General features: G+C 45.7%; 12 protein-coding genes and 2 pseudogenes. 4 read left to right on the top strand and 10 right to left on the bottom strand.

Translation table 11 applies throughout. The features are described from left to right. A partial coding sequence (locus QTO00_RS04740) for a methyl-accepting chemotaxis protein (RefSeq protein ID WP_331423311.1) occupies nt 1-1419 on the top strand: 1419 nt, incomplete at its 5' end. Between the two features lie 106 nt (nt 1420-1525). Here QTO00_RS04740 and QTO00_RS04735 read toward each other — a convergent pair. From QTO00_RS04735 to QTO00_RS04715, 5 genes and pseudogenes are all read right to left on the bottom strand, one after another. Further along, a complete protein-coding gene (locus QTO00_RS04735) occupies nt 1526-2953 on the bottom strand; it encodes an NAD-dependent succinate-semialdehyde dehydrogenase (RefSeq protein ID WP_331423310.1) in 1428 nt (475 codons plus the stop codon). A 78-nt stretch (nt 2954-3031) separates the two neighbouring features. Further along, a pseudogene (locus tag QTO00_RS04730) lies at nt 3032-3292 on the bottom strand (oxidoreductase); the annotation flags it as partial. Next, nucleotides 3283-4515, bottom strand: a pseudogene (locus QTO00_RS04725) (DASS family sodium-coupled anion symporter); the annotation flags it as partial. The pseudogenes QTO00_RS04725 and QTO00_RS04730, both read right to left, overlap by 10 nt. Nucleotides 4516-4831: 316 nt before the next feature. Next, the gene (locus tag QTO00_RS04720) at nt 4832-5680 is read right to left on the bottom strand and encodes an alpha/beta fold hydrolase (protein WP_331423308.1); all 849 of its coding nucleotides are present in this window, start codon (nt 5678-5680) and stop codon (nt 4832-4834) included. 98 nt (nt 5681-5778) lie between these two features. Continuing rightward, nucleotides 5779-6375 (bottom strand): TetR/AcrR family transcriptional regulator, encoded by a 597-nt coding sequence (locus QTO00_RS04715; RefSeq protein ID WP_331423307.1) that lies wholly within the window; start codon nt 6373-6375, stop codon nt 5779-5781. A gap of 491 nt (nt 6376-6866) precedes the next feature. On the opposite strand from QTO00_RS04715, the gene QTO00_RS04710 reads away from it, so the two are divergent. Genes QTO00_RS04710 through QTO00_RS04700 form a run of 3 tightly spaced genes read left to right on the top strand, consistent with a single transcriptional unit; the run spans nt 6867 to nt 8311 of the window. After that, nucleotides 6867-7244: a hypothetical protein gene (locus tag QTO00_RS04710; RefSeq protein WP_331423306.1), complete on the top strand. Its 378-nt coding sequence runs from the start codon at nt 6867-6869 to the stop codon at nt 7242-7244. Continuing rightward, nucleotides 7241-8065: a carbohydrate-binding protein gene (locus QTO00_RS04705; protein ID WP_331423305.1), complete on the top strand. Its 825-nt coding sequence runs from the start codon at nt 7241-7243 to the stop codon at nt 8063-8065. The genes QTO00_RS04710 and QTO00_RS04705 overlap by 4 nt, the downstream gene beginning before the upstream one ends. After that, entirely contained in the window at nt 8066-8311 is a 246-nt protein-coding gene (locus QTO00_RS04700) for a hypothetical protein (protein WP_331423304.1), read from the top strand. It begins immediately after the preceding gene. 612 nt (nt 8312-8923) lie between these two features. On the opposite strand, the gene QTO00_RS04695 is transcribed toward QTO00_RS04700, so the two are convergent. The 5 genes from QTO00_RS04695 to QTO00_RS04675 form a co-directional block, all read right to left on the bottom strand. Then, entirely contained in the window at nt 8924-9727 is an 804-nt protein-coding gene (locus QTO00_RS04695) for a TrmB family transcriptional regulator (RefSeq protein ID WP_006879982.1), read from the bottom strand. 57 nt (nt 9728-9784) lie between these two features. Beyond that, on the bottom strand, nt 9785-10684 hold the full coding sequence (locus QTO00_RS04690) for an ROK family protein (protein WP_331423303.1): 900 nt from the start codon (nt 10682-10684) through the stop codon (nt 9785-9787). A gap of 13 nt (nt 10685-10697) precedes the next feature. Continuing rightward, a complete protein-coding gene (locus QTO00_RS04685) occupies nt 10698-12467 on the bottom strand; it encodes a glycoside hydrolase family 13 protein (RefSeq protein ID WP_331423301.1) in 1770 nt (589 codons plus the stop codon). A 16-nt stretch (nt 12468-12483) separates the two neighbouring features. Then, nucleotides 12484-13317 carry a sugar ABC transporter permease gene (locus QTO00_RS04680; protein ID WP_006879985.1) on the bottom strand — a complete coding sequence of 278 codons (834 nt, stop codon included), beginning with the start codon at nt 13315-13317 and terminating at the stop codon, nt 12484-12486. Then, a partial coding sequence (locus tag QTO00_RS04675; protein WP_331423300.1) for a carbohydrate ABC transporter permease occupies nt 13317-13999 on the bottom strand: 683 nt, incomplete at its 5' end. The genes QTO00_RS04675 and QTO00_RS04680, both read right to left, overlap by 1 nt.

The following is a 13999-nucleotide window of genomic DNA, read 5'->3' as shown; positions in this document are numbered from 1 at the left end:
ACATTAAAAAGCCTAGAGTATGGCAAGACTGGCTATGTATTTGGATACGACTCTAAAGGTGTTCGAATAGCAATAGGTAAGAGTGACAAAGGTATCGGCGAGAACTTTTGGAACTTACAAGACAAACAGGGCAACTACCTGATTCAAGATCTGATACGCAACGCTAAAACTGGCGAGTTTACTACCTACTACTTCCCTAAGCCTGGTGAAACGGAGGCTCTGCCAAAGCTAAGTTACTCGATATTCATTCCTGAGTGGGATTTAATGCTGGGCACTGGTTTTTACACCGACGATATTGATGCGATTATTGAAGAGATGGATAGCGCAACCACCAGCGCTTTACGTACAACTCTGTCCGCCACTATCGTCTTTTGTATCGTCATTGCAGCAATCGTCGCGGTGTTCGCAGTTGCTGTGAACAGAACCATCATGAAACCGCTTGAGATGTTTGACGAATCTATTAGCTCGTTTGCTAGTGGAGATGCTGACCTAACCGCACGTATGGATGACTTTAAAGCACCTGAGTTCGCTAACTTAAGTAAGAACTTTAACGCGTTCGTCGCGAGCCTGCAGACCATCATCCGCAGCGTCAGCGATGTTGGCCAGCAAGTGGTTTCTGAAACTAACAACATGTCTCATCGCGCAGCTAAAGTTGATGAGCTAGCTTCAGGTCAACGTGAAGAGACAGAACAAGTCGCTACTGCAATGACAGAGATGACCACTACGGCAAGTGAGATTTCAAACAACGCGAACCAAGCAGCGGACTCAGCAAAACAAGCTGACGACAATGCCAAAGATGCACAAAACATTGTTAACTCGGCAGCACATTCGGTAGAAGCGTTAGCAGAAGAAGTTTCTCAAGCCAATGGGGTTATCTCGCGTCTTGAGGGAGATGTGCAAAACATTTCTTCATCCCTTGAGGTTATTCAAGACATCGCTGAGCAAACTAACCTACTAGCACTTAACGCGGCGATCGAAGCAGCGCGTGCTGGCGAACAAGGTCGAGGCTTTGCGGTCGTTGCAGATGAGGTACGTAAGCTTGCGAGCCGAACTCAAGACAGTACTGGCGAGATCCACCAGATGATCGAACAATTGAAGTCGGCTTCTGACGATGCAGTAAAAGCGATGGAGTCGAGCCAACAACTTGGTGCAAGTACTGTTGATGAAGCAAATGCCGCAGCGCAAGCACTGATCAAGATTCAAGAATCGATCGGTACCATCATGGATATGAACTCGCTAATCGCGACCGCGACAGAAGAGCAAAGCTTGGTCGGCCAAGAGATTTCACAACGTATCGTGGTGATTTCTGACCAAAGCTCACAATCAGCCGAGCTTGCAAACGAAAACCGTGCAGGTAGCCAAGAACTCAACCACAGAGCTAATGAACTCTACGAACTGGTTGATCGCTTTACAGTGTAAAAACAACAAAGCCCCTTGAACCTATGTTTAAGGGGCTTTTTCTAGCTAAATGTTCACTGTGGGCCAAGCTCTAATGGCAACCAAATCCCTAATTACCACCAAAACCCTAATTGCCTCCAAAACATAGATACTTCACTTCCAGATACTCTTCGATACCCTGTTTAGCACCCTCTCGACCAATACCAGACTGCTTCACCCCGCCAAACGGCGCTGCCTCATTGGAAATAATGCCTTCGTTAATCCCCACTATTCCATACTCCAACACTTCGGCGATTTTCCACACCCGATGGATGTTCTGGCTATAAAAGTAACAAGCTAAGCCGTAGATAGTATCGTTGGCCATCTCGACTAACTGTTCATCGCTATCAAATGGAATTATTGGCGCAACAGGGCCAAAGATTTCATTCTGTACGATGTCCATATCATGGCGGACATTTTTCAAAACCACAGGCTGCATAAACAGCCCAGACAAGGGCTCGACAGGTGAAACTTTCAATGCACCCTGCTCAATCGCCCCATCAAGTAGTGCTTGAACTTTTTCCTTAGCTGATTGGTTTATCAAAGGCCCAATAGTTACATCTTTATCAAGACCATTACCCACTTTTAGCGCCTGCACCCTGGCATCGAACTTAGCCACAAACTCATCGTAAACCTTGCTATGAACGTAAAAGCGGTTAGCGCAAACGCAGGTTTGCCCTGCATTGCGGAACTTAGATGCCACCGCCCCGGCGACAGCCGCATCTATGTCAGCATCATCAAATACTATAAACGGCGCATTCCCGCCCAGTTCCATTGAGGTTCGCTTAATATCGTGAGCGCTTTGCTCAAGCAACAAACGCCCCACTTGAGTGGAACCAGTAAATGACAATTTACGAATCAACGGGTGGGAGGTAAAAATCGCGCCAACCTTGCTCGGCTCTGGCCCAATGACCACTTGTAAAACATCTTTTGGAATACCCGCTTGATAAGCTAATTCAGCCACCGCAAAAGCACAGAAAGGCGTAGCCTCAGCAGGCTTAACAACAAAGCTACACCCTGCCGCCAACGCGGGTGCCGCTTTACGTGTAATCATAGCTATAGGGAAGTTCCAAGGCGTAATGGCACAAGCTACACCGATAGGCTGCTTGAGTGTGACTATGCGTTTATCTTGGCTCGGAGCAGGAATCGTCTCTCCATAAGTACGCTTTGCCTCTTCAGAAAACCACTCAATAAAGCTTGCGCCATAAAGCACCTCACCCTGAGCTTCTGAAAACGGCTTGCCCTGCTCTAAAGTCATTAGTTTTGCTAAATCATCTTTGTTGTCGAGAACGAGTTGGTACCACCTCTTTAGGAGATTCGAGCGAGTCTTTGCCGGTAGAGCCGCCCACTCTTTTTGGGCGATATGCGCGCGTTCAATCCCATCAACTATCTCTTGCTCAGATGAGGCTGGCGCATAACCCAAAGCCTCACCCGTTGCAGGGTTCGTCACCTCAAGCCCTTGTTCATTCTGTTCTGAAATAAGCGAAACAAGGCTCGGATTAGAGAGTAACTGCATGGTCATTCCTTATTAGTAAGCAATATTTCTGACTCTCTAGCATACTGCAAAGTGATAACTTATTCAGAACTAGAGTTACTAATCATTCGCTTCAACAAAGCTAGGATAGTCGGTATAGCCCAGCTCATTGCCACCGAATAGTGTTGAGCCGTCAAGATCTGACAGTGGCTTTTGACTTTTTAGACGTTCAACCAAATCTGGATTAGAGACGAACGGGCGCCCAAACGCGACCAGATCAGCGTAACCTTTATTAAGTACGTCGTTTGCTCGTTCTAAGGTATAACTTCCCGCGACGATAATGGTATTGGTGAAATACTCACGTAGCTCAATGCGGAAACTGCAATAAGCACAGATAGAATCACCGGCGACATACCAAAGGCTTCTGCCACGCTGGCAAAGACAGGGATCAACAGCGCCGCACTTGCTGTGTTGCTAGCAAACTCGGTTAAGAACACCACGAAAACAGCAATAACAGCAACAATGAAAAAGATCCCCCAATGAGCAATCATTTCACTTAGTGCATTGGCAAGGAAGACGCTCGATCCTGTCGCTTTCAAAACATTACTCAAACAGATACCACCACCAAACAGCAGTAGCACACCCCAATCTGCGGTCTTCTCGATGTCTTTCCAGTGCACCACTCGGGCAAAGTTAACTGCGATGATTGCGCTAAGTGCGACTAAGGTATCGAACTTAGCAAAGCCGCCCAACATAGCATTGATTGGCTTACTAAAAATCCATAAACAGACGGTGGCGGTAAAAATGGCGAGCGTGACTACTTTACCTTTATCCCAGTTTACCGCTTCACGATTTAGTTCAAACTCACCCGATAACTTAGGTTTAAGAATCGCATATAGAACGGCAATCGCCACAGGTAGCAGGATTAAAGTGGCAGGTACACCAAAACTCATCCACTCGGTGAAGCTCAACCCGACTTCCGCCGCCGCAATCGCATTCGGCGGGCTACCTACAATCGTCGCGATACCACCAATACTTGCGCTGTATGCTATGCCTAACAGCACAAACACATAGGTTTTATGTTCACTCTCAGAGTTAACCTTACTTAACACACCAAGCACTAAAGGTAACATCATGGCAGTAGTGGCCGTGTTACTGATCCACATGGATAACGCGGCAGTCACACCGAACAGCATAAACACAGCCACGCTCATTTTGCCGTTAGCCAGAATAAGCACCTTATCTGCAATAACTTTATCGAGCCCCTGACGATGCATGGCGGCGGCTAAAGCAAAACCACCAAGGAACAAAAAGATGATTGAGTTAGCAAAGTTGTTGAGCGCGGTTTGAGTATCAAAAACACCAAAAGCGACGGCCATAATCGGCACTAAAATAGCGGTCACAGTAACGTGCAGGGCTTCTGTCAGCCACAAAATGGCAATGAACAGCAGCATGCTGATACCGAGCACCACCTGCGGCTCAAACGGTAAGGTGAAATACAGAGTGAGGAACAGAGCAACGTCTGCCAGGATAATCAAACTATTGCGGTTGAAAAACCACTCACGGGTATTGTTGGGCAAAGGGACACTATCATTTCTATTCATTATTATATTCCTTATAAGGGCCTTGTGGCATAAGCAATGATCCCACACAAACCCCTAAGGTAATATTTTACTTTGCGAATTTGTTAACCACATCAACAACGTGGTTACAGTTGTTAACACTCTGAATAGACTGACTATTTTTTCAGATTACGAACTACCCTTCCTCCATATCTTTCAGCGCCTATTGTCGTCAAGCGCATTTAGAAAATCCGAGAAGCCGTTGGATGAGATTTCGTTCCTACTTGGTTTATAAGAGCGCTTCCCTTTTATTATTCGCGATCAATAAGGGAGACTACACCGTCTCCCTTATTCATGTTTAACCAATTAGATTATCAAAGCTTTCTAACACTTCAGGACATTTCATTACCCTGCCGTGCCCTTGACCTTGAGTAGCGACTAAGGTGACATTTTCCATCTCTTGAGCGGCCTTTTTCGATACATCAAACTTAGTAAACTTATCGCCCTCATCATGAACAATAATCGTCTGGGCGTTGCGTAGCTTTAACTTGTTGTATGGGTCAATAGATTGAATAGGATAGCGATATTCCTCTTGAACCTCAGAGACCACCGCATTGAACAATCGCATCGAATAACCCGAACGAGCAACACTGCCAAACAAATTATCTAGATAATCTAAGACAGGCGCAATCAACAAAAACGGCTTGTCCACCAGCTTTTGGTGATGACACTCAATAGACGATGCCGTTCCCATACTGTGCCCAACTAAACCCGCTACCTCACCAACACTGTCGAGAATCGCCTCTAGTCCGTGAACAAAGGCAGGGATATGACCGTAAACACCGCCACTTTGGCCATGCCCTGGATGATCGTATGCCAATGCTGTAAAACCTCGGCTCGCAATATGTTCCATCAGCGGATAAAACTGACTCGCACTTCCCGACCACCCATGAGTAAGAACCCAAACTGGGCCAGAACCCAACTGATAGGTTTTTAGCACCCCTTCTTTCGACTCCACTTCACCTTTAATCAAACCGTCTGGCTCCGCATTCTTAGGCTTAGTGCGTGCAGGAGTCAGCAACAACTTACGCGCAGTACTCTTCGCATGATTTGGCGCGAGAGTATGATGAAGACGAGTCGTTATGTTTACCAAGCTTTTCTTCACGCTGAATTTTTGCGAAGTATTAAAGTATATCTTCTCACTCATGGTGATTTCCTTTTGATGCCAGTCCCTACTTATCGCCAAAAGCGAACGACCGTGCTATTTATAGGTAAATAATAAGCCAAGTAGTCACTACTTAGCTTTTATATCAGTGGTTTCCAGTCAGTCAGTAAACGTTTGACCCCTTGCCAGAAGTGCTCTTTACTCGCCTGCTCTCCATATATCGAGTAGAACAAATGCGCACTTAAATACAAACCATACAGCTCAAACGTGGCTTGCTTGGGCTCAAGGTCTTGGCGAAACTCACCGCTCTCAATCCCTTTTGCGACTTGAATAGACAAGTACTCGATCCAAGTTGCAATCGACTTCTTAAGCACCTTCTGCGTCGGTTCATCCTTGGCACTGGTCTCTTTCCACGCATCCAAGAACATACAACTACCCTGGAAAGAATGATTCCAACCTAACCAGTTCTCAAGCAGCAAGGTCAATTTCTTTTCAATGGAGATCGAGTCTTGCTCACGTGCAGGCGCGATGACTCGTCGAGTAAAGATCTGGTTTGCATAGTCCAGAACAGAGACTTGTAGGTTATCTTTCGAATTGAAGTGGGCAAAAAGGCCACTTTTCGACATCCCACACTGCTTCGCTAGTTCTCCGATAGTCAGGCTTTCAAGCCCATTTTCACTGGCTAACTCAAACGCCTTGCTCAGAATATTCTCGCGAGTAACTTTACCTTTGCTCATACCACTCTCTCATTGCAATACACTATTTTTAGCACACTCGTTCTTTTTTGCAAACTTTCTCTTGTTATTTGACTATGGACAGTATGTTTGTAGGGAAATAGTTCCAATGAAACTCTTATGAGAGTCGGCCACAAGCATCTGCCCTTACTCCCAAAACACTCCTTTGGACAAAAGTGACTTAAAGCAATCACTTAAATTAGGTAAATGAGGATAACTTAAGGTACGGAAAAGTCGCTGAGCGAAGTGTCATGTATCGCAGGTGCAGATCAGTTCACTGGTAGCCCTCCGTTTAAACAAACAGTCATCCAATGATTTTAATGACGACAAAACACCAATAGCTGCTCACTTAGATCGCGTTAACACCAAAACTGTAACTCACTGATTTGTAGAAGATATATAATTCCAAGATTACTCGCAATGTTACTTTCATTTTAAGGCTAGATAGACCAGTTTGTATAAAGTAACTGCCATCTTAGATTGTGAGGTACTCCATGCGATTATTGTATTTATACATCCCTTTGGTTGATTCACTCCTACATGATGCTCATGCGACATCAGTTACCTCGCTTACCGTCGCTAGTTACAATTCAAAATTTCTGTCAGCGTGTACAACCAAAGTGCGCCAAAAACACTTTCATGAAGTCGTCCGCAACCTCTACGGCGTTGATGTTGTCGCGCTTCAGAAGGTTCGAGATAGATTTGCAGTTGAACACGATTTTAGACCTGACTCTTGGACTCCAGCTGGAGTAACGCTCAACAACTCGGGCGACACCATTTCTCTATTAGATGAATACGAACAGCCATTGGACTCTGTTAGTTACTCATCTTGTAAAGAAGGCATTGAAATCACTTTTAAGGAAGAATTATGAACAAGCAGCTAGTTGCGTTAGCCATAGGGTTGAGTCTATCGACCAGTGCGCTCGCGTCCGTGTCGTGGGACAAAGACACCGCATACAGTGCCGGCGACATTGTCAACCATAACAGTGAGTCATTCGTCGCATCTCATTGGAATCAAGGTACAGTGCCCGAGGTGAACGACATTTCATGGGATGGCTGGATACATATTGATAGCAAAAATGTTGCGATGTATGCACATGAGCAAGCCTATGTGGGAGGCTCTGTAGTCAATTACAACGGTGACGTATACCTAGCCAAATGGTGGGTTAAGGGCGAATACCCAAGCGAATCTGGGACATGGAGATTACTCGAAGACTTTAACCTTGAACCTTCAACACCCATTGAAGATCCAGATCCCAACATAAACCCTAAATCACCGGACACTATCCATGGTGTGGATAGCGATAACGATGGCATCAGAGACAGTTACAAAGCATCGGTACTTAAAAAATACAATCACCCTGAAATTGTCCAACTGGCCCTGGCGGTCAGTCTAGAATATGCCGATCTCCATACGCTGGGACTCAGAGAGGCAGAGACGATTGAGATCTCGAAAGAAGACGCAACCGTGAAATACAACAGTATTGTTGCTTTCGAGAAATGCGCACAGCAATTGCTATCGGAAGGCAGGATCGACGAAACCCCAGCGCAACTGTATGCCAACTCAATCTATCGCGCACTCTATTACCGCTTGGGTAAAGAACGCTTATTTAAAGCCATGGACTATGACCTTGACGCTATGGTTTTGCCTGAGAATCCATGCCCTCAAACACTGAATGGAGACTCAAACTAGATGAAAAACTATATTCCAAAGTTGGCACTGTTGATTACGATGATGCCTTTAATTTCTTTCGCTCAAGCTCAATGTGTCCATAACGTTGATAAACTTCAAATCTTTTACGTCAATGGGATGTTCACCGACCCTGAGGGCGCGCGATCCAACAGAGACACGCTAGACAGGTTTCAGGATAAGCACTTAGGTCAATATGAAAAGCATCGAAACGTTCAAGTCGCGTACAACGTAGATGAAGTTTTTTAGTCCAAGTGGCAGAAGTAGCTTTCCACAAAATGACTGAAGAACAAAAAGGAGCGGATGAAGGCCGTTTACTCGAAAATTTTACTAACATCTAGCCATGGTACGTACTTTAATACCTATATCAAAGATAAGTACGCATTTGAAAAAATAGAGAATTGATAGTCTGAGATAACGTCCCACCCATATGATGCTCTACCCCCCAGGCACACCAAATCCACACAAACAGTCCACTCATGACGTTTTTCCAAAACAGACTGAGCTATTCAAAAGTTACATAACTCGGTTCTGGACAATAGTGAGTCAGTGACTTTGCTAAATTAGAGAAATGCGGATTAGCTTATGTATAGAAAGCCTCCAAATCTGTTTAGCCGCTACAAACATCATTTCCAGTCTGTTTTAAACGTACTGAACTCGAGGGACTACAAAGAATTAGATGAAATATCCGATACTTTTAACGATAATCGATTGTTTGAAAGTAACTTCCTGTCAATTGCGAGGATAAGTAAAGATAACGCCATAAGGTTATCACTTAACTCAAGTCGAGCTCTGACTCACCAGATTTCCTCTAGTCTAAATGGCTTTTTGGCACCTGTATCTCTACCTTTTTCTAGTCATTTACTGAGGCTGGCGCTTCATATCGTCATGAACCATGGCATTGTCCAGTTCGTGGATTGTACCGATACGCACACGTTTTTCCGGTGCCAGCTTTTCGTACTCAGTGAGATAGATATCGCTGTGAATGTGCTCGGCAATCATTTTCACCAACAGACGATTGTTGGTATATAAGCCTACGGTCTCTTCTCGATGAGAGAACATTAAGCCCTGCTTCATATCGGCAACAATCATAAAGCGGTGGGAAGGATACTCGGTCTCTTCATTATCTGAGCGAGCGTAGAGCTCAATTTTTGGATGAGGTACCGCGATGCGATTAAATGAGAAGGCGATAATTCGCACTCCACGCTCAGCTGCCTCAATCAATTCTGCCGAGAATCTTGGGTCAAGTTGGAAGTCGGTGTTGAGGTATATTTCTACCTGAGCTAACTCGATCACCTCTTTGGCTTTCTGGACTAAGTTGTCGATACCAGTGACGTTGTAGACGAACTCTTTTTCCTCAGTGAGCATCATTCGTGACAACTCTTTCTTAAGGATATGGATGTTTTCTACGGTACTCTTTTCGATCTGATTAAAGATAAGCTCTGGAGATTTGGCTTCGTACTCTTTAGTGTCTCCATCGGACATAAAGATATAACCATTTTTGTATAGGTTATCGATAGAAGAGTAGACAGAAGAACGCGACAGAGAGATATCTTTCGCGATTTTGTAGCCACTGGCACAACCGTTTTTGAGAAGGTTGATATAGACCAAGGAATCCGTTTTCGTAAAACCAAAATTCATCAACTTAGTAACCAAGTCTGACACGGTTTGTCCTCTAAAATTATTCAATACTGTGTTCCACTTTGGTTAGATTATCACTGGTTAAGCTCTAAGCCTAACTTGACGTGCAAGTAGTTGCGTTTTTGTTTGAACTGCTCCGTGAGCAATAGAAAAATCCTCGTAGGGCAGAGCCAGCATTGCTGGCAGGGGGGAGAGGTTGCAATAGCGACTAAGGGCAACCTTTAGGTCACTCGAGATGAGTGCATAGCGCGATACGCTGCCAAGTATTAGCAAGCTTCTTGGCAAGCTATTTTCGATATGTGGCTTGAGTGCGCGGGCCAGCTGATCGATGTAGCGTCGATAGGTACGTGCGGCAATAGGGTCTCCAGATTCTAGTGCGCAAAATATCTCATTTACATTGGCGCGTTTAAGCAGGATCTGCTCATACTGTCGCTCCAATCCTGAAACCGAAACAAACTGTTCAGTACACGCTTCACTCGCACAAATGCAGCTATTAACGAGGCCATCAAGGACAAAGTCGTAGTCCGGAAGAGCAACATGCGCCCAGGGTATCGAGCGCATGGTGCGTTGAGACATACCTCGACGAGTTCGACTGCAAGAGTAAAGCTCGCACTCGTTATCGAGTACAACGCACAGAACTTCTCCGAGTTTTATCTGCGATAAGACATCAGGTGAACTCTGTAAACCAGCTTCGACGAAGTTGCTCTTGCTACAAGGGATTCGATAGTGCTGTTCAATCAGGGGGGGTAACGCCAATTGATGACGCTCAAGCCAGACTTGCACTTCCTCAGTCATCGCCAACCCAATCGAACAGAATGTACTGTATGCCCATTGGAAGTTGTCCACCAACTGAAACACCTGCTGTTTAACTTCCAGCGCGGTCTGATTGAGGTTTTGCTGACTCGAATATACGGTATTGAGCTGCTCATCAAGCACCGTCGCCTTGAGTTGAACTTTGTCTATCGAGATCCCCAGATGCATGCTTTCCCCTTGCTTAGTCGTACCAGTAACCGTAAGCCGGTAAACTGATGTCACGATTATCTAGCGTTACGTTGGCCGGAGAATCGCTGTTGTTGATCAGGAAGCGTCTTGAGCCGCGTTGATAGCCGACAACGGTAGGATGATGAGTCTCTATCCAGTCGATGTATGGTTGATTAAAGCTGTCATCGCCTTTTCTTAGCTCGATCATTTGTTCAATAAAGGATTTGAAATCGAGTTCTGTCTGGTTTGGAGACCAATTCATACAGCGGCGGTTATCTTCAAGTCCCATGCCTTTTCTCCCTTCCATCGCGACTTCGCCGCCATAGTAAATACAGGGGGCCCCAGTTTGAGTGAACATAAACAGATAGGCGAGTTTCGCCCGACGAAGATCGTTACCGCAAAGACTAATTAAGCGAGTGGTATCGTGGCTTTCTAGCAAGTTAAACATCGCTTCGTTAACGTTGCGTGGATAGGCCAGATAAGCGCTTGTGACAGTCTCCATAAACTGCTGTTTGTTCTGGGCATCAAGGGCAAAGTAATCGGTAATGGCCTGAGTCATTGGGTAGTTCATTAACGAATCGTACTGATCACCACGCAACCATGGCATACCTTCGTGCCAAATCTCCCCCAGAATGTAGCAGTCTGGTTTTACCTTCTTAACTACGCTGCGAAACTCGCGCCAGAACTGGTGGTCAACTTCATTGGCGACATCCAGTCTCCAGCCGTCGATGTCGAACTCTTCTACCCAGTAGCGAGCGACATCTAACAGGTATTCACGACATGGCTGATGTTCAGTGTTGAGCTTTGGCATCTCAAGTACGTTGCCAAACGTTTCGTAGTTGAAGTTCCAGCAGTCCCACTCCGATTTGTCAGTGTCGGGATAAACTGGGAACTGATTGATCCAAAACCAGTCTGCGTATTGAGATTTTTCGCCGTTTTTAACCACGTCTAACCAGAACGGATGTTGATCGCCGATGTGATTGAACACCGCGTCGAGCATCACTTTCATGTCTCGATCATGCGCCTCTTTAATCAGAGCTCTGAATGCTTCATTGCCGCCAAAGTGAGGGTCGACATTGAAGTAATCAACCGTGTCGTACTTATGACTGGTATTGGCAGTAAAGATTGGGCACAGATAGAGTCCGTTGATCCCCAAATTTTTAAGGTAATCGAGATGTTCAATTACGCCCCATAAATCACCGCCCATAAAGTTGCTTGAGGTAGGAACGCTTCCCCATGGCTCAGCATTTTTCGGGCTTATTTCTGGTCTGCCGTTGGCAAATCGTTCAGGGAAGATCTGATACCAAACGGTTGACTTGGTCCATTGTGGAGTGACCAGAACATCTTTTGGATTGATATAAGGGAAGCAGAAGAAATTGCTCAGATTGCTCAGCTCAGTTTCTTCCGCAGCCTTGCTGTCTAAGTCAACGGTACGTTTCTCGCCAAACAGTATTTTTTCACCATCTTTGCCGTAGAGAATAAAACCGTAACGACTGCGGCGTTTAGGCGGTGTAAACTCCGCAAACCAGTGGTCGTGATGTTCGGTGACACCTTCTCGTTCCATTGGAACTTCGTTGCCACCGACCCAGCCATGAGCATCGCTGCCGCCCAGGTTACCACCGTCCAAGCCTCCTTCCGCCCAGCGGTAAGGGTCACCTATCCATAAGCTAACGCGCTCAACTTCGTCTTTGGCACATTTAAGTCTCAGGTGCAGAGTCTGCTCATCGTAAGCGTAGCTGTCCGCACTTTTAACTGTGTGTGTTAGTGAGCTTCGGGTAATCATAAATTAGATCCTGTTATTATTCTTTTACTGCACCACTCACTAAGCCTGTGGTGATGTGTTTTTGAGTCGCAACAAAAAGCAGAGTGATCGGTATTGCTACCAGCAGAGAGCCTGCGGCAAACAGAGTGAAGTTTTCTGCCGAGTTAGAGGTGATCCAACTGAAAATACCAATAGCCAGAGTCATTTTCTCTTCACTGCGTAAGATCAGAGTTGGCAGAATGAAGTCCATCCACGGGCCAGTAAATGACACCAGAGCGACAAACACCAAGATAGGTCTCGCCAGAGGTAAGATGATCTCGATAAAAATAGTCATATGCCCTGCACCGTCGATTTTTGCTGCCTCATCGAGCGAAGTCGGAATCGCGTCAAAGTAACCCTTCACTAGCCAAGTCATAAACGGTAGCGAGCCAGCGACGTAGACAAACAACAGACCGGCGTAGGTATCGATCATATTAAGTTTCGATAGCAGGATATAAATCGCTGTCATCGATAAGAACGCAGGGAACATCTGCAATACCAGCACACCCATCAAGACATTGCGTTTGCCTTTAAATCGATAGCGTGAGAACACGTAAGCGGTCATGGTGACCACCACCAGAGAAATCAGCATATTCGCCGTTGCCAGAGCGAAGGTGTTGAGATACCACTGCAAATAAGGGGTATCCTGAAACAGCGCCACATAATGCTCTAGTGAAAAGCTCCAACCGGAAAACGAGGAGCTGAACATATTGCTGCCCGGTTTGAAGGACGCCAATACTGTCCAGATAACCGGCCCTAAAACCAGTAATGCATTGGTTAACAGGAACAGATAGACCAAACCTGTGGCTAATTTTTGCAACAGAAACTTCATTACTTCATCCCCACATCATCGCTAAACGAAGACATCCGTCGGAACTGCCAGATCGCAATCACTGACAAAAACAAGAAAATAATTATCGAAATCACAGAGGCGATTTGGTACTGCTGGAAGTCGAGTGTCAGTTTGTAAATCCAGGTAATTAAGATGTCGGTATGCCCTGCAAATCGGTACTCAGGGTTGATCGGTCCGCCTTCGGTTAACAGGAAGATTGCGCCAAAGTTATTGAAGTTATGGGCAAACGTCATCACCAGAGAAGGAGCGACCTGATGCAACACCATCGGTAGGGTGATTTCCCTGAACTGCTGGAACTTGTTGGCGCCATCGACCTCACTAGCCTCATAAAGATCTTGAGGTATGTTGGTTAAGGCTCCTGAAATAAGCAGCATGAAGTAGGGAGCACCGACCCAGACGCTGACCGCTATCACCGTGACTTTCGCCATCCATGGATCGGAGAGAAAAGCAACGGAATCAAAGCCCCAGCTATTCAGGGTTGCATTGACCGGACCGACACCATTTAATAGCAGTCGGAACATCAGCAGAGTAACGAAAGCGGGAATCGCATAAGGTAAAATAAAAACGAAACGCCACGCTTTTTTCGCTTTGATGTTCTTGTTGGACAACGCCAGTGCCAGCACAAAACCAAAACCACGGGTACATATAGTCGCCAGAATCG

Source organism: Vibrio sp. M260118, from assembly GCF_036533755.1.
Taxonomy (GTDB): domain Bacteria; phylum Pseudomonadota; class Gammaproteobacteria; order Enterobacterales; family Vibrionaceae; genus Vibrio.
The sequence above is the reverse complement of the archived record's forward strand: the minus strand, read 5'-3'. Positions and strand labels throughout refer to the sequence as shown.